Genomic DNA, 15,449 nt, shown 5'->3' with positions numbered 1-15,449 from the left:
GAAAGGCGGGTTTTTTATGATATAGATAGATGGTTAAAAATATTAAGAAAATTTATGAAAAAGTTAAATGCTATACATAAGAAAAGACAAATTCGGACGGCAGAGTTACGTTTAAAACGATTAAGAAAATTAAAATATAAGCAAATACAAATAAAGATAGAGCGACAACGGTTATTAAAATTTTATAATTTATTAGAAGTTTATACACTGTTCGCACCTCAAGTTTTTAACTTATCAAATAGAGAATATAGAAATAAATTTTTAAAATTTATTGAGGATTTACGTAGTAAATGTCTTAAAAATAAAGTTTTGATAGAGATAGACTTTACTAAGACTAATGAAATGCAAGCAGAGGCTACTTTATACTTTTTAGCTGAATTAGATACATTGATATCTTTAACAGCAAATAAAATTAAGTTGATTTTTTCAAAAAAAGACATCGTAAATCAGGTGTTATGTCAGACTGGAATCTTGAAATTACTAAAAATTAATAAAAAATTTGATAAAAATAAATTCGCGGCTTCAGTGAAATGTTGGGAGTATGCATCAGGGGATAATGCTGAGGTAACAGAGTCTGCTAAAGGAATTGTCAAAGATGTTGGTTCGCTTTTTGGGGACTCTATCTCCTACACAAGAGGCTTATATAAAGTAATTACGGAAGCAATGGTGAATAGCTATCATCATGCGTATCAAGCAGAAAGATTTCTCGACAAGAAAATTCAATCCTTAAAAAAATGGTGGCTATTTAGTAAAGAAGTAGATGGGGTTTTGACAGTATGTATATGTGATCTTGGTATCGGTATTCCTAGATCTATCAAGACTGTAAACCAAGATGTCAAAAAAGATTGGTTAAATAGATTAGTAACCTATGTTCAAGAGCTTAGAAAACAATATAATGAGGATAGTGCGCTGATCAAAGCTGCTATTGAAATTGGAGAAACTCGAACCAAGCTTCCAAATAGAGGGAAGGGTCTAAGTCAAATTATTAATGAGCTAGAGAAAATTCCTGGTTCAGAGGTAAGTGTAGCCATATTAAGTAATAATGGTGGTTACATTAAGAAACAATCAGGCAGAGTCAAAGATGTTTTGATACCTTTTGATACATCATTAAATGGTACTTTAATTACATGGCAAGTAAGGTTAAATAATAGCAATGTCTCTGAAATTTCTCCGAATTAAGCAGGAGGAACAATGATGGAAGATTATATGTTAATTGATGTGGCTGAAAATTTTTCCGATAGTCCATCCGGTCGTTATAGTTCTGATGGTAAATATAGTGGTGAAAATTTTTTAAATTTATGGTTATTGCCCAATATTTCTAAGTATAAAAAAATAATTCTCGATTTTAGTGGAGTATTAGGTTATGGATCATCATTTTTGGAAGAAGCATTTGGTGGGCTGGTAAGAAAAACCAATATGTCAAAAGATGAATTTACTTCAAAAATTGAGATTAGATCTTCAAATGATCCTTTTCTTATTTCTGAAATAAATCAATATGTAGATGAAGAGCTAAAAAGAAATAAGTGTTAGAGAATGGCACAAGAATTATTTTTTCTGACTTATCCAGTGGTTAGTAATGATAACGTTTCTTCTGTAAACTTTATCAAAGATTTTATTTTACCTTTAGTACCCTCCTTAATAACTATTATTGGCTGGTATGTTATTGCTAATCTTGAAAGATCAAAAATTAGAGATAATCGGCAAGAAGTTAAGGAGCTTAAAGCTAAAGATTTATTTGAGAGAAGATTATTCCAAATTTTAGAAAAAATTGATGATTTACATCTTTTATCTAAAGAATACTATAAACATTCTGGATCAGATCCTTTTGTTTTAGAATATGATCATGTTATTCCTATTAAATTTAAACAGCTTAATCATTTAATTAATAGAGCATTTTGTCCGGAATCTGTTTCCTCTCTAACTCCTGTATTAACTAAAGCTTATATTGATTTTAAAAGAGTAATTACAGGAGGTGACTTTGCAAGTAAGAGAAGAGAAGTGTATAAATTAGATCACTCAAAATATAGTGACATTTCAAAATATTATATGAATTTATATTTAGAAATTGAAAAGTTTTTACCTTAAAATTTTTTATTAAAAATTCTTTGACTTAAATACGAAGTTGTCTAAGATGTATCTTAATTAAATTTAAGATATATCTTACTATGTCTAAAACTCCTCATTCTGTTATTTCAGAAGAACGAGAAAACTCTCCTAAGCCCCGAAAACGCCTCTTTGAAGCAGGGCAGATGAAGCTATTGGTACTGCATTTTGTGGCGCAAAAACCTAAATATAGCTATGACATTATCAAAGACGTGGCAGCGCTCGTAGGTGGCAACTATAAACCGAGTACAGGTACGATTTGCCCAACGATTAATTATCTGGAAGAACAGCAGTTCATCAGCGCAGAAATCACCGCAGATGAGCGCAAACGCTACAGCATTTCCTCTCAAGGCATTAAACATCTTGCTGCTCAAAAAGAGGCTATTGAGCTAATCCTGAGTCGCTTTGAAACCCGTCGACGTATTCAGACTGATGAACGCTATAGCAACATCAATCAAGCCATGGAGAACCTAAAAGCTTCTTTACGGTTAAAACTGCAAACAGATATTAATGCTGAACAGATCAAGGATATCGCCGATCAGATTGAACAGGCTGCAGCTAAGATCGTCGATTTATAAAAGTGTGATAGGAAGTAAACCATGAAAGCACAAAATCAACTTAAAGAAGAGAAGTAAGTAATAAGGTACTCTATGAGTAACAATCTCCCAAAATTTCACCCTAAACATTTGTCTTGGCTCATGCCGCTAATACTGTCAGGCATTATGAGTGGCGCGATTTCCTGCTTTAACATGTTTATTAATAAAGGCTGGAGCGACCAGTTTATTTCCTTATGGCTGCATGCCTGGAGCATGTCATGGTTGATGGCATTTCCATTAATTCTGGTGGTATTGCCGTTGGTACGTAACTTCTTGATGAAGTTTGTAGAAATGCCAGATCAATCTGCCAAATAGGGATTGGTTGGAGTGGATTAGTCTGAGAAGTTATCCAATACTTGAGACAGAATAGCTTTCATCTCGCCCAAGCTTTTGACACCGGCAATACGATGAATAATCTGCCCATTTTTAAAGATCAGGGTAGAGGGTAAGCCATAGACATTATAGCGTAGGGTTAAAATCGGAGACTGATCGACATTGACCTTGCCGAATTTGATCTCCGGTTTGTGCTCGGTATACTGTGCTGCCAATTCAGCAAAGATTGGAAAATTCTGCATACAGGGCTTGCACCAGTCAGCATAAAAACGGATCACAGCAAAGCCTTCAAACCATTCAAACTCGCGGTAATTATCTTCGTTATAGGTAGTAACTGCTGACATGGAATTAACTCATATTTATTGGATTAAGGCTTGAACCAGCTCATACTGAGTTCTGCGTGGCCAGTATTCTCATCAACTCCCTGATTGATAATCTTAAAACCCTGCTTCTGGTAAAAACTGACTGCTGAAGTATTTGCATCATAGACATTTAAATGTAATTGATCGCATTGCTGTTTAAGGAAATCCACTAAACGTTGCCCATAACCAATACCTTGCTGTTCAGGAGCAATAAACAAGGCAGCTAAAACATTCTTTTTTCTTAATAGAGAAGCAAAACCTCGAACTGTATTTTGTTCCTTAATGACATAATTTTCAGCTAAAGGAAGATATATATCACGCATCGGGATGAGCTGATTTTTCCAATAATCAGCCGGAATAAAATCATGTGCTTTTAGAGAAGCCTTGAGCCAGATTTCCAGCATAGAGTTGATATCGTCCATTTCGGCTTTTTGAATTATTGTCATGAGGCGACTTACTATCAATTTACTAAATACTTAGCTGATTATACATAAGTCCATAGTTCTTCAATCCAGTGTCTTTCTGTGTTCAAATAAGACCAAAACAGATGAAACGTAAAGATTAGGGAAAGAATCCATGTCGCAGCAAACCATGCAACAAGTCATTATTACAGAACCGGGTGGCGTAGAAAAACTGGCATATGAAACAGTTGCCATTCCAGAAGCAAAAGCAGATGAAGTTCTGGTTAAGGTTCATGCTTTCGGGATTAACCGTCCGGATATTTTGCAGCGCCAAGGTTTATACCCAATGCCAAAAGGTGTAACGACAGTACCAGGTCTGGAAGTTGCCGGTGAAGTGGTGGCAGTCGGGAGTGAAGTAAGCCAGTTTAAAGTGGGTGATAAAGTTTGTGGTCTAACCAATGGTGGGGGCTATGCAGAATACTGTGTTGTGCCTGAAAGCCAGACTTTAAACATTCCTGAAGGCGTGAACTTTGTTCAAGCTGCTGCGATTCCTGAAACCTTCTTTACCGTATGGGCAAATGTGTTCCAGATGGGTAAGGCTAAAGCAGGGGAAACGGTGCTGATTCATGGCGGTACCAGTGGGATCGGAACCACTGCATTGATGCTGTGTAATGCATTGGGAATGAAAACATTTGCAACCGTGGGTTCTGATGAGAAAGTTCAAGCAATTTCGCATCTGACCACTGCGATTAATTACAAGACTCAGGATTTTGAACAGGTTATTAATGAGGCTACCGATAATGGCGGTGTTGATGTGATTCTGGATATCGTTGGTGCTCCATATCTGGAGCGAAACCTGAACCTACTGCGTCGTGATGGTCGTCTGGTTTATATCGCATTCTTAGGAGGCGCTAAAGCCAAAGATGTAAAGCTAGGGCAGATCATGATGAAACGCTTGACCATTACTGGTTCAACCATGCGTGCACGTAATACTGCTGAGAAAGCTGAAATTGCCAAAGGCTTGCAGGAAACTGTATGGCCATTACTGGAACAAGGTCAATGTTTGCCAATGATTTATAAGACCTTCAAGTTTGATCAGATTCAGGATGCGCATACCGCAATAGATACGGGTGATCATGTAGGGAAAATTGTGGTAGAAGTGATCTAGTTTCTCTATTACTAAAATATTTAAAGGGATGAAATTTAAATATTTTGTCCCTTTTTTTTTGTGCAAAAAATGACACAGTTTGTCAGTTTATGGCAATGCATTAAGCGCTAGCTGTTGTTGAAATATTTAGTATTAAAAAACATGCTCATTTATGTGAAAGATATTTTGAATTGTTATTTAAATAAAATTTATTAAATAACAAATATTTATATAAAATTTATTAAGGGTATTTTCCTATTTTAGTCAAATGATAATGTCATTTTTGAATTTTAAGTAAAAAACTGGTCGGGTTTTTGCAATGCTTTATTAAAACTGCTTATCCAGCTGTCAGTATCATTTTGCTTGATCCAAGGGAGAAAAGCCATGTTGATTGCAAAAGGACCATTTAAACGTATCCATCAAAGCCGAGCGTTAGCACAGGTCATTCATGCACGTCTATTTAATCGTATGACATCGAAAGAAGCCAAAGTGTTTTATCTGGCATTGTTAAATCTGGAAAATTATTTGAATCGCTTGGCTAAAGGCGGAAAGCGTAAACGCCGTCGCTAATTCATTTTAAGAAAGATTGAAGGGTAGGAGACTGATAGAAATATCAGTGAGGAATATCTTTAACTAAATTTCAGGTATAAAAAAACCAGCTTTCGCTGGGTTCTTTATTTACACCATTTTCAGTAGTAGAAGAATGGTGCCCGAGGCCAGACTCGAACTGGCACGCTTTGTGGGCGGGGGATTTTAAATCCCCTGTGTCTACCGATTTCACCACTCGGGCTTTAACAAGATTGGAGGCGGAGGTCGGAATCGAACCGGCGTCCACGGAGTTGCAGTCCGCTGCATGACCACTCTGCCACCCCGCCGCGTCTTGTTGATGCGTATATTATCAAGCTCTCAAAAAAAAACAATAGTGTATTCATTTATATGCGCATAAAAGCAGCATATGGCGGAAAATATTCAGAATTATCATGTAGAATGTGCAAAATTGATTCATATCAACACTTGGGAGAAGTGCCGTGGCATTAGTTCTAGACGGTCGTGCATTGGCGAAGCAAATTGAAGCTGACTTGTTAACTCGCGTAGAAGCGCTGAAAGCAAAATCAGGTCGTACTCCAATTCTTGCGACTATTTTGGTAGGTGACGATGGCGCATCTGCAACTTATGTTCGTATGAAAGGAAATGCTTGCCGCCGTGTCGGTATGGATTCATTAAAAGTTGAACTTCCTAAGGAAACTACAACTGAACAGCTATTGGCTGAAATTGAAAAATTGAATGCTAATCCAGATGTTCACGGTATTCTGTTACAACATCCGGTTCCTGCACAAATTGATGAACGTGCTTGTTTCGATGCAATCTCGCTTGAAAAAGACGTTGATGGTGTAACTTGTCTTGGCTACGGTCGTATGGCAATGGGTGAAGCAGCGTATGGCTCTGCAACGCCTGCAGGCATCATGACCATCCTGAAAGAAAACAACATCGAAATCGCGGGTAAACACGCAGTGGTTGTTGGTCGTTCTGCGATTCTGGGTAAACCAATGGCTGCAATGCTACTTGAAGCGAATGCTACAGTAACGATTTGCCATTCACGTACTCAGAACCTTCCAGAATTTGTAAAACAAGCTGACATTATTGTTGGTGCGGTGGGTAAAGCTGAACTGATTCAAAAAGACTGGATTAAACCAGGCGCTGTGGTCGTTGATGCTGGTTTCCACCCACGTGATGGTGGCGGTGTAGGTGATATCCAATTAGCAGGCATCGAAGAAATTGCTTCTGCTTATACGCCAGTTCCAGGTGGTGTTGGCCCAATGACAATTACTACGCTAATTCGTCAAACTGTAGAAGCTGCTGAGAAAGCGTTAGGTTAATTAAATCCTCCCTAACCCTCCTTTTTCAAAGGAGGGAATTTACGCGTAAGACATTTTTGTTTAGAAGTAAGTTCCCCTCTTTATTAAAGAGGGGTTAGGGGAGATTCTTTCAAGATATAAATATTAATTAAAAGAAGTCCAATGAGCTGTACTTTCCAATTTTCTAAAGCCCCTAAGCATCTACTTCAAGCTTTGCATGATGTCATTCCCAATTGTGAATTGATGGCACAGCAATTGCCAGAAACACCAATTTCACTTTGGCTCATCCCACCCGTATTTCCAACGGATAAACTCGATGATGAAGTGATTCGTCGCATCTGGAATGATACGCCGTACTGGATCTTTTGCTGGGCTTCGGGATTAGCGATGGCGCAATGGTTGTTGACTGAACCACATCATGTTAAAGATAAGGTGGTACTGGATTTTGGAGCAGGATCAGGTGTAGTGGCAATTGCAGCGAAAATGGCAGGTGCAAAGCGGGTGATCTGCTGTGATATCGATCAGGTCAGTCTAGATGCTTGTAGAGCCAATGCAGAGTTAAATAACGTAGAGCTGGAATATCTAGATGATCTATATAAAGCAGAGCAGGTGGACATTCTGCTGGCTGCAGATGTGCTTTATGACCAGTGCAACCGTTTCTTTTTAGATGAGTTTCTAAAATTTGCCCCAGAAGTCTGGGTGGCAGATAGCCGTGTGAAAAACTTTAGTCATCCTAAGTATGAAAAACTGGATGAACGTAGCGCAACGACTTGGCCAGATCTGGATGAATCTCCAGAATTTCGTAATGTCAGCTTCTATAAAACACTTTAAATAGGCAAATAAAAAAGGGCTTAACACCCTTTTTTATTTACTTGAGATTAAGAACAGGCAAATTGAATGACACGCAGTGTGCTTGGGCGGGCATTCAGTGCATCACGCGCACCTGGATTCTCAGTATTGTATAGATCCGGCGTATGGCTTAAGCTGATTTGAGTACGGCTATTACCAAGCTGACGACCATACTGTTCATCGGGTAATGCAGTATTACTAATCTCATTGCTGCTGAGCACGCTTACGTTCCAGTTTTTAGAAGTACCAAGCACTTGTCTGCAAGCCGCCTGCAATTTCCCTTCATCCTGACTAGTACGACCAGAAAGTGTATAGCGCAGGGTTGCTGTATTCGCGCCTTGTTCAATGACTTCGTAACCAGCTTGACCGTTATAAGGTTGAGGTGTGCTTTGGCAAGCTGTAAGTACCAAAGTACTAAAACCTAGAGCTAATAGAATGACTGTTTTTTTCATCATGATAATTTCCAATTTTTATATATGAAGTATGCCATAGCCCTAGAAAGACAAAATGGCAGCAAACCTAAAAAACCAATAAAAAAGCTTTCTGAATGTTTCCACTCAGAAAGCTTTAAAAGCTAAAGCATGAATTAGTTGTCAGTAATCATACTGTGCTTTTTAGTGTCTTTCATAAAGATGTAAGTCAGTAATGACAAAGCAATCATGAAAGTAATGTAGTAGAAGAAGTAATTTTCATGACCGGCATTTTTAAAGCTTAATGCAACAAGTTCTGCAGTACCACCAAACAGGGTGTTCGCAATCGCATAAGGCAGGGCAACACCTAAGGCACGGATATGTGCAGGGAATAGTTCAGCTTTTACGACAGCGTTAATCGCAGTATAACCTGTCACAATCACCATGCCGCTCATGCACAGCATAAATGCGGTTGTTGGGTTGGTCGTTGAACCTAAGCCATTGAAGATTGGAATAGTAAATAGAACACCTAACACACCAAAGGCAATCATGATCGGCTTACGGCCGATCTTGTCAGAAAGTGCACCTACAACTGGCTGTAATAACATAAACACGAAGATCGCAAGGGTTGTGATTTCAGTCGCAGTGGTTTTTTCAAAACCTGAGGTATTGACCAGGTATTTTTGCAAATACGTAGTAAAGGTATTAAAGGCTAAAGTACCACCGGCAGTTAACATAATGACAGTAAATGCTTGTTTAGGGTATTTAGTGAATAAAGCCAATGCACTTGATTTTGGACCTCCTTTTTTCGCCTGTTCAACTGCCTGTTTAGAAGATTGAGTTTCTACCAGGCCACGACGAATCCAGAACACCACAATCGCAAGCAAGGCACCAATGGCAAACGGAATACGCCAGCCCCATTCAGTCAATTGGGTTTCATCCAGTGTGCGCTGTAAAACGATCAGGACACATAGTGCTAATAACTGACCTGAAATCAGTGTTACATACTGGAAGCTGGAGAAAAAACCACGATTGTTTTTACCTGCCATTTCAGTCAGATAAGTTGCACTCGAGCCATATTCACCACCGACACTCAGACCTTGCAGCAAACGTGCAAATAAAAGCAGTGCAGGAGCCACCATACCAACAGATTCATAGGTTGGAGCGCAGGCAATAATCAGCGAGCCAACACACATCAGGGATACAGAGAGGGTAAGACCGGCTTTACGGCCTTTACGGTCTGCATAGATGCCCATAATCCATGCGCCAATCGGACGCATTAAGAAACCGAGTGCAAATACAGCAGCAGCCTGGAGCAGTTTTACCGTGTCATCGCCTTCAGGGAAGAATTGCGAAGCAAAATATAAAGTAAAGGCTGCATAGACATACCAGTCGTACCATTCGACCAGGTTCCCTGCAGAACCACCGAGAATAGATTTGACACGTGTTTTACGGTCAAGCTGCGGTGCAGCAGCTTGAGTGGAAGGCTGAGTCACAAGTGTGCTCCGAACAAAATGTCGGGACCCAGGTTTTAAGTAATAAATTGATTTAAAACCTGTTTCGCCAAGGAAAAAGGAGAGAATGTATGGGTGTTATACACCTGTGCTTTTGGTGCTTTTATAGGACTTTAGTAGTAGGAAATATGTCTTAATAATTTTATTTTTTGAAAACAGTGATTTGAATTTATTTTAGAGTATATACTTGATTTTAAATGGTATCTGTTTGGTTATTTTATGTGCATTAATGTGGCTTATTTATATATTTAATAACGATTAATAAACTATGGGTAAGATAAAACGAAAAGTTTAAGGTAATTAAAAAGGCCGCTTACGCGACCTTTAGATTGACTAAATCATAATGCCATTTAACTGTTTGCAATCAACTGGGGTATTAAATTTAACTGCTGTTCCTGTAATAACAGGACGAACCATTCGCCATGGCCAGAAACCAAATCTTTGGCTGGCATTGTAATTAATCACTACATTACCACCGACCTGATGTGCACGTTCTGCAAAACGTGAATATAACTCTTCCACGCTGCCATAAGTACCTTTAGCAACTTTAATACGTTTTTTCACTTCAAATTGGCTGGAATCAGGCGTGCCTTTAATAGCGCAGATGTGAAGAGTAGATGGGTTGGTAGATTCTTGAGCCATCGCTAAACTGGATAAACTAAGCAGACAAGTGGTAAATATTAATTTTTTTAACATGAAATTTTCCTTTTTTAATTGTTATGGAATTATTTGCGCGCCTATATTAACGTAAAAAAGGCCACCGTAGTGACCTTTTTTAGAACTTAATTTATTGAATTAAGCAGATTTTTTAACAGCTTCAATCAGTTCAGCTTGACGTTTTTTCAACGCTTCTGGCAGACGATCACCAAGTTTGTTGAACAATTCAGTGTGGCTTTCAAGTTCTTTGATCCATTGATCTTTGTCTTGAGAAGTTACAAGGTCAAACTGTTCTTTAGTGAAGTCAGAACCAGTCCAGTTCAACTGTTCATAAGTTGGAACACGACCAATTGGAGTTTCAACAGCATCAGCACGACCTTCACAACGGTCAATGATCCACTCAAGAACACGCATGTTTTGACCGAAACCAGGCCATACGAAGTTGCCTTCAGCATCACGACGGAACCAGTTCACGTTGTAGATACCAGGAAGCTTGTTGCCAGCAGCAGCAGCTTTAGCGCCAACTTTTTCGCCCATTTCTAACCAATGAGAGAAGTAGTCAGCCATGTTGTAACCAGCAAATGGAAGCATCGCAAATGGGTCGCGACGTACAACACCTTGTTGACCTACAGCAGCAGCAGTTGTTTCAGAGCCCATAGTTGCAGCTTTATAAACACCGTCAACCCAGTCAAATGCTTCTGAAATTAGAGGCACTGTGTCTGCACGACGACCACCGAAGATGAACGCAGAAATTGGAACACCTGCTGGATTTTCCCAGTCAGCATCGATAGAAGGGCATTGACCAGCACCAACAGTGAAGCGAGCATTTGGATGCGCAGCTTTTTCTTCGCCAGTGTGAGGTTGACCTTTCCAGTTAGTCAGGTTAGCAGGCGCTTCTTTAGTAAGACCTTCCCACCAAACTTCGCCATTGTCAGTCACAGCAACGTTGGTATAGATCACGTCTTTGTGAAGAGTCGCCATACAGTTCGGATTCGTCTTGGTATTTGTACCAGGCGCTACACCGAAGAAACCAGCTTCAGGGTTGATTGCGTATAAGCGACCATCTTCACCTGGTTTGATCCAGGCAATATCGTCACCTACAGTTTCAATTTTCCAGCCTTCATAACCAGCTGGTGGAATTAGCATCGCGAAGTTTGTTTTACCACAAGCAGAAGGGAATGCCGCTGCGATGTAGTGTTTTTCGCCTTGAGGATTCGTCACGCCAAGGATTAGCATATGTTCAGCTAACCAGCCTTGTTGACGACCCATGTAAGATGCAATACGTAAAGCCAGGCATTTTTTACCTAACAGTGCGTTACCGCCGTAACCAGAACCGTAAGACCAGATTTCACGAGTTTCTGGGTAATGAACGATGTATTTTTCAGGGTTGCAAGGCCAAGCAACGTCTTTTTGACCTTCTTCTAGCGGAGCGCCCACAGTGTGTACACATGGAACGAATTCGCCATCAGTACCTAGAACGTCATAAACCGCTTTACCCATACGTGCCATTTTAGACATGCTTACAGCAACGTAAGGAGAATCAGTTAGTTCGATACCAATGTGTGCAATATGAGAACCTAAAGGACCCATAGAGAAAGGAACAACGTACAAAGTACGGCCTTTCATTGAACCATCAAATAAACCGTTAAGGCGAGCACGCATTTCAGCTGGAGCTTCCCAGTTGTTAGTTGCGCCAGCGTCTTCTTTGTTTTCTGAACAGATAAAAGTACGACCTTCAACACGAGCAACGTCAGAAGGATCAGAATTTGCAAGATAAGAACCAGGATGTTTTTCTTGGTTAAGCGCTTGCATTGTGCCGTTAGCGATCATCAAGTCGATATAACGTTGATACTCTTCTGCGCTACCGTCACACCATTCAATTTTTGCTGGTTTTGTTAATTTAGCAATCTCTTCCACCCAAGCAATAAGCTTAGGGTGACGAACGAATTCTGGTGCGTTCACTTGGGTCATGGTGAGGCCTATCTCAAAAGTGTACAAAACTATGTACAAAGTATAGTCTGAGTGATGAAAACATCACCCAGATGAAATATGAAAAAAAGTGGCTGTATTAAAGCATAAAATGACAAAAAAAATAAGACCAAAGCAGGGTTAGATTTAAATTGTCACATAATGCAATATTTTAATTAAGTTTTTAAAAAACAATAATATAATAAATATTTATAGTAAATAAGTTTGTATTTATTTGAGTTATGATTAATATTTTAAATAGATATAACTATAAAAAACATTCATTTAGTAATTTTCTGGAAAAGCCTCTGTTCATTGATTTAATAAATGATGGTAATTCGAATTTCACATAGTACTGATGACATCTGTTTATCGTTTAGACAGTTTGTTAGAAAAATAATCAGTACTGAATATTTTTCGACCCATTATAAACGATATATATCTAATTTCTATCATATAGAAGGTTGTGGCTATAGATCGTTGTAGTCATTTTAACCTGGATATTAACTGAACTCTGACAGCAAGTTTATTAAGGTTGTTAAAAATGTATTGATGCAGAGCCGGATTAATCATCTCTGCTTTTTTAAGAACTCCAGAAAAGCTATTTCAAGATGGATATTGATATTTAGTTAGTCTATTACTATTAGTAAGTTAAATATATTGAATTTACCTTTTACTTTTAACAGGCTTAGAAAAAATTAAGAACAGTATTGCTGCTAAAAGTATCTTCAATAGGTCAATAATAGAAGTTATCGTCCTGAAAAGCTGGACCATCAAATAAGAAGGTAAAACGATTGATTGTGAGAGCTACCTATGAAGTTATTTTCCTCAAAAACAGGGGTTTCTATAAATAGAGATCTGAACTAGCTACCTTATTTAATTTTTGACTATTCGTAAGATGAGAGAAAAAGTAGGTCTGTTGTCATGCTTGCTAACCAATACGAGAGATATTAAGGCTTACTAAGGTCTTAAAGAGACCTAGAAAAAGATGAAAAAGTCTGAAAACTGAAGGCTATATCTTAATTTTAGGGTATCTTTGCGGAAAAAAGCAGCAAAAGTGTATGTGCATTATGAGAAATTAAAAAAAATGAATTTTTTTTCAGTTTTACCCTTGAAGCGATCTATTCCATCTCCATAAAAGTGACATCTAAAAGTTTTGATGATGACCAGGGAATAACCAAGTCATCATCAGTGATCAAAAAAGACTTAGTCTGATGGAGTTAAAAATGAGCAACATTCGTCCATTACATGACCGCGTTGTTATTCGTCGTGTTGAAGAAGAAACTAAAACAGCTGGCGGTATTTTACTTCCAGGTTCTGCAGCAGAAAAACCAGCGCAAGGGGAAATTATTGCAGTTGGTAATGGTCAAATCACTGACAATGGCGTACGCGCGTTAGACGTTAAAGTTGGCGACAAAGTATTGTTCGGCACTTATGCAGGTACAACTGTAAAAGTAGACGGTGAAGAACTACTTATCATGAAAGAATCTGACATTTTAGCGGTTCTTGAAGGTTAATCTTCGCTAAAACAGTCTTACATATTCCATATCAGATTTTGTAAAGCTATTAAAAATACTCGGAGTCAAATATGTCAGCTAAAGACGTAAAATTTGGTGATTCAGCTCGCGCGAAAATGATCGCTGGTGTGAATATCCTTGCAGATGCAGTAAAAGTAACTCTTGGTCCTAAAGGCCGTAACGTTGTCATCGACCGCTCTTTCGGTGCACCACACATCACTAAAGATGGTGTAACTGTAGCAAAAGAAATCACTTTAAAAGACAAGTTCGAGAACATGGGTGCTCAACTTGTCCGCGAAGTATCTTCAAAAACGAATGATATCGCAGGTGATGGTACAACAACTGCAACTGTTCTTGCTCAAGCAATCCTGAACGAAGGTATCAAGTCAGTCACTGCGGGTATGAACCCAATGGACTTGAAACGTGGTATTGATGTCGCGGTTAAAACTTTAGTTGCTGAAATTAAAGCGACTGCACAACCTGCTTCTGATTCTAAAGCGATTGAACAAGTCGGTTCGATCTCTGCAAACTCTGACACTACGGTTGGTAAATTGATTGCGCAAGCAATGGAAAAAGTAGGTAAAGAAGGCGTTATCACTGTAGAAGAAGGTTCTGGCTTCGAAGACGCGCTTGACGTTGTAGAAGGTATGCAGTTTGACCGCGGTTATATCTCTCCATACTTCGCAAACAAACAAGACACTTTAACTGCTGAACTTGAAAACCCATACATCCTGTTGGTTGACAAGAAAATCAGCAACATCCGTGAATTGATCACTGTGCTTGAAGCAGTTGCGAAAACTGGTAAACCACTTCTGATCATTGCTGAAGATGTTGAAGGTGAAGCGCTTGCAACTCTAGTTGTTAACAACATGCGTGGTATCATCAAAGTATGTGCAGTGAAAGCACCTGGCTTCGGTGACCGTCGTAAAGCAATGCTGCAAGATATTGCGATCCTGACTGGCGGTACTGTAATTTCTGAAGAAATCGGTATGCAGTTAGACCAAACTTCTCTTGAGCACTTGGGTACTGCGCACAAAGTAACAGTATCTAAAGAAAACACAGTAATTGTTGATGGTGCGGGTAATGCAGCTCAAATCTCTGATCGTGTTCAACAGATTCGTGCTCAAATCGAAGAATCTACTTCTGAATACGACAAAGAAAAACTTCAAGAACGCGTAGCTAAATTGGCTGGCGGTGTTGCAGTGATCAAAATCGGTGCGGCAACTGAAGTTGAAATGAAAGAGAAGAAAGACCGTGTAGACGACGCACTTCATGCAACTCGCGCAGCGGTTGAAGAAGGTGTTGTTGCAGGTGGTGGTGTAGCACTAGTACGTGCTGCAGCTGCACTTGACGGTGTTAAAGGCGCGAATGATGACCAGAATGTTGGTATCAGCATCCTTCGTCGTGCGATTGAAGCACCACTTCGTCAAATCGTATCTAATGCGGGTGACGAGCCTTCAGTTGTAATCAATGCAGTGAAAAATGGCCAAGGTAACTTCGGTTACAACGCTGCAACTGGCGAATATGGCGACATGCTGGAAATGGGTATTCTAGATCCAGCAAAAGTAACACGTTCTGCACTTGAACATGCTGCTTCTGTAGCTGCGTTAATGCTGACTACTGAATGTATGATTACTGATATCCCAGAAGACAAACCTGCAATGCCTGATATGGGCGGCATGGGTGGTATGGGCGGCATGATGTAATTCATCATCCCATCATATGATCTAAAAATC

General features: G+C 39.2%; 17 protein-coding genes and 2 tRNA genes. 11 read left to right on the top strand and 8 right to left on the bottom strand.

The annotated features are described in order from the left end of the window. Positions 1-54 precede the first annotated feature (54 nt). From BS636_RS00720 to BS636_RS00700, 5 genes are all read left to right on the top strand, one after another. A complete protein-coding gene (locus BS636_RS00720) occupies positions 55-1,179 on the top strand; it encodes a hypothetical protein (protein WP_099337071.1) in 1,125 nt (374 codons plus the stop codon). A 12-nt stretch (positions 1,180-1,191) separates the two neighbouring features. Further along, positions 1,192-1,530: an STAS-like domain-containing protein gene (locus BS636_RS00715; protein WP_099337070.1), complete on the top strand. Its 339-nt coding sequence runs from the start codon at positions 1,192-1,194 to the stop codon at positions 1,528-1,530. Between the two features lie 3 nt (positions 1,531-1,533). Beyond that, positions 1,534-2,085, top strand: a complete 552-nt coding sequence (locus BS636_RS00710) for a hypothetical protein (RefSeq protein WP_099337069.1) — start codon at positions 1,534-1,536, stop codon at positions 2,083-2,085. An 80-nt stretch (positions 2,086-2,165) separates the two neighbouring features. After that, positions 2,166-2,681, top strand: coding sequence for a PadR family transcriptional regulator (locus tag BS636_RS00705; protein ID WP_099337068.1), 516 nt, complete (start codon positions 2,166-2,168; stop codon positions 2,679-2,681). Between the two features lie 72 nt (positions 2,682-2,753). Next, a complete protein-coding gene (locus BS636_RS00700; RefSeq protein ID WP_099337067.1) occupies positions 2,754-3,014 on the top strand; it encodes a DUF2798 domain-containing protein in 261 nt (86 codons plus the stop codon). 17 nt (positions 3,015-3,031) lie between these two features. Here BS636_RS00700 and BS636_RS00695 read toward each other — a convergent pair whose 3' ends face one another. Both BS636_RS00695 and BS636_RS00690 read right to left on the bottom strand, forming a co-directional pair. Beyond that, positions 3,032-3,376, bottom strand: coding sequence for a thioredoxin family protein (locus BS636_RS00695; protein ID WP_099337066.1), 345 nt, complete (start codon positions 3,374-3,376; stop codon positions 3,032-3,034). A gap of 23 nt (positions 3,377-3,399) precedes the next feature. Further along, on the bottom strand, positions 3,400-3,840 hold the full coding sequence (locus tag BS636_RS00690; protein ID WP_099337065.1) for an N-acetyltransferase: 441 nt from the start codon (positions 3,838-3,840) through the stop codon (positions 3,400-3,402). A gap of 130 nt (positions 3,841-3,970) precedes the next feature. Between BS636_RS00690 and BS636_RS00685 the strand changes: the two genes are divergently transcribed. Continuing rightward, on the top strand, positions 3,971-4,963 hold the full coding sequence (locus BS636_RS00685) for an NAD(P)H-quinone oxidoreductase (protein WP_099337064.1): 993 nt from the start codon (positions 3,971-3,973) through the stop codon (positions 4,961-4,963). 363 nt (positions 4,964-5,326) lie between these two features. Next, positions 5,327-5,512 carry a hypothetical protein gene (locus tag BS636_RS00680; RefSeq protein WP_099337063.1) on the top strand — a complete coding sequence of 62 codons (186 nt, stop codon included), beginning with the start codon at positions 5,327-5,329 and terminating at the stop codon, positions 5,510-5,512. Between the two features lie 134 nt (positions 5,513-5,646). Here the strand turns inward: BS636_RS00680 and BS636_RS00675 are convergent. Together BS636_RS00675 and BS636_RS00670 are read right to left on the bottom strand one after the other, a co-directional pair. Next, positions 5,647-5,732: transfer RNA gene (locus BS636_RS00675), tRNA-Leu, on the bottom strand. Between the two features lie 11 nt (positions 5,733-5,743). Then, positions 5,744-5,817 (bottom strand) — tRNA-Cys (locus BS636_RS00670). A gap of 153 nt (positions 5,818-5,970) precedes the next feature. On the opposite strand from BS636_RS00670, the gene folD reads away from it, so the two are divergent. Together folD and BS636_RS00660 are read left to right on the top strand one after the other, a co-directional pair. Beyond that, a complete protein-coding gene (gene folD / locus BS636_RS00665; protein ID WP_099337062.1) occupies positions 5,971-6,819 on the top strand; it encodes a bifunctional methylenetetrahydrofolate dehydrogenase/methenyltetrahydrofolate cyclohydrolase FolD in 849 nt (282 codons plus the stop codon). A 141-nt stretch (positions 6,820-6,960) separates the two neighbouring features. After that, positions 6,961-7,629 carry a class I SAM-dependent methyltransferase gene (locus BS636_RS00660; RefSeq protein ID WP_099337061.1) on the top strand — a complete coding sequence of 223 codons (669 nt, stop codon included), beginning with the start codon at positions 6,961-6,963 and terminating at the stop codon, positions 7,627-7,629. A gap of 47 nt (positions 7,630-7,676) precedes the next feature. On the opposite strand, the gene BS636_RS00655 is transcribed toward BS636_RS00660, so the two are convergent. The 4 genes from BS636_RS00655 to BS636_RS00640 all read right to left on the bottom strand — a co-directional run bounded on the left by BS636_RS00655 (position 7,677) and on the right by BS636_RS00640 (position 12,199). After that, positions 7,677-8,099 (bottom strand): hypothetical protein, encoded by a 423-nt coding sequence (locus BS636_RS00655; protein ID WP_171266041.1) that lies wholly within the window; start codon positions 8,097-8,099, stop codon positions 7,677-7,679. A gap of 134 nt (positions 8,100-8,233) precedes the next feature. After that, positions 8,234-9,553 (bottom strand): MFS transporter, encoded by a 1,320-nt coding sequence (locus BS636_RS00650; RefSeq protein WP_099337059.1) that lies wholly within the window; start codon positions 9,551-9,553, stop codon positions 8,234-8,236. A 351-nt stretch (positions 9,554-9,904) separates the two neighbouring features. Beyond that, positions 9,905-10,267 (bottom strand): hypothetical protein, encoded by a 363-nt coding sequence (locus BS636_RS00645; RefSeq protein WP_099337058.1) that lies wholly within the window; start codon positions 10,265-10,267, stop codon positions 9,905-9,907. 99 nt (positions 10,268-10,366) lie between these two features. Beyond that, complete coding sequence (locus tag BS636_RS00640) at positions 10,367-12,199, bottom strand: phosphoenolpyruvate carboxykinase (GTP) (RefSeq protein WP_099337057.1); 1,833 nt, start codon at positions 12,197-12,199, stop codon at positions 10,367-10,369. A 1,223-nt stretch (positions 12,200-13,422) separates the two neighbouring features. Between BS636_RS00640 and BS636_RS00635 the strand changes: the two genes are divergently transcribed. Further along, complete coding sequence (locus BS636_RS00635) at positions 13,423-13,713, top strand: co-chaperone GroES (protein WP_004810787.1); 291 nt, start codon at positions 13,423-13,425, stop codon at positions 13,711-13,713. A 71-nt stretch (positions 13,714-13,784) separates the two neighbouring features. Then, positions 13,785-15,419 (top strand): chaperonin GroEL, encoded by a 1,635-nt coding sequence (groL, locus tag BS636_RS00630; protein WP_099337056.1) that lies wholly within the window; start codon positions 13,785-13,787, stop codon positions 15,417-15,419. The last annotated feature ends 30 nt before the right edge of the window (positions 15,420-15,449 follow it).

This window comes from Acinetobacter sp. LoGeW2-3 (genome assembly GCF_002688565.1).
In the GTDB taxonomy this organism is placed as follows: domain Bacteria; phylum Pseudomonadota; class Gammaproteobacteria; order Pseudomonadales; family Moraxellaceae; genus Acinetobacter.
Note: the sequence above shows the minus strand (reverse complement) of the source record. Positions and strands in the feature narration are given on the sequence as shown.

What these genes read in the sequence shown, in the direction of transcription:
- BS636_RS00720 (WP_099337071.1), top strand. Translation starts at nt 55, where the DNA reads ATGAAAAAGTTAAATGCTATACATAAGAAAAGACAAATTCGGACGGCA.
- BS636_RS00715 (WP_099337070.1), top strand. Translation starts at nt 1,192, where the DNA reads ATGATGGAAGATTATATGTTAATTGATGTGGCTGAAAATTTTTCCGAT.
- BS636_RS00710 (WP_099337069.1), top strand. Translation starts at nt 1,534, where the DNA reads ATGGCACAAGAATTATTTTTTCTGACTTATCCAGTGGTTAGTAATGAT.
- BS636_RS00705 (WP_099337068.1), top strand. Translation starts at nt 2,166, where the DNA reads ATGTCTAAAACTCCTCATTCTGTTATTTCAGAAGAACGAGAAAACTCT.
- BS636_RS00700 (WP_099337067.1), top strand. Translation starts at nt 2,754, where the DNA reads ATGAGTAACAATCTCCCAAAATTTCACCCTAAACATTTGTCTTGGCTC.
- BS636_RS00695 (WP_099337066.1), bottom strand. Translation starts at nt 3,376, where the DNA reads ATGTCAGCAGTTACTACCTATAACGAAGATAATTACCGCGAGTTTGAA.
- BS636_RS00690 (WP_099337065.1), bottom strand. Translation starts at nt 3,840, where the DNA reads ATGACAATAATTCAAAAAGCCGAAATGGACGATATCAACTCTATGCTG.
- BS636_RS00685 (WP_099337064.1), top strand. Translation starts at nt 3,971, where the DNA reads ATGTCGCAGCAAACCATGCAACAAGTCATTATTACAGAACCGGGTGGC.
- BS636_RS00680 (WP_099337063.1), top strand. Translation starts at nt 5,327, where the DNA reads ATGTTGATTGCAAAAGGACCATTTAAACGTATCCATCAAAGCCGAGCG.
- BS636_RS00660 (WP_099337061.1), top strand. Translation starts at nt 6,961, where the DNA reads ATGAGCTGTACTTTCCAATTTTCTAAAGCCCCTAAGCATCTACTTCAA.
- BS636_RS00655 (WP_171266041.1), bottom strand. Translation starts at nt 8,099, where the DNA reads ATGAAAAAAACAGTCATTCTATTAGCTCTAGGTTTTAGTACTTTGGTA.
- BS636_RS00645 (WP_099337058.1), bottom strand. Translation starts at nt 10,267, where the DNA reads ATGTTAAAAAAATTAATATTTACCACTTGTCTGCTTAGTTTATCCAGT.
- BS636_RS00640 (WP_099337057.1), bottom strand. Translation starts at nt 12,199, where the DNA reads ATGACCCAAGTGAACGCACCAGAATTCGTTCGTCACCCTAAGCTTATT.
- BS636_RS00635 (WP_004810787.1), top strand. Translation starts at nt 13,423, where the DNA reads ATGAGCAACATTCGTCCATTACATGACCGCGTTGTTATTCGTCGTGTT.
- groL (WP_099337056.1), top strand. Translation starts at nt 13,785, where the DNA reads ATGTCAGCTAAAGACGTAAAATTTGGTGATTCAGCTCGCGCGAAAATG.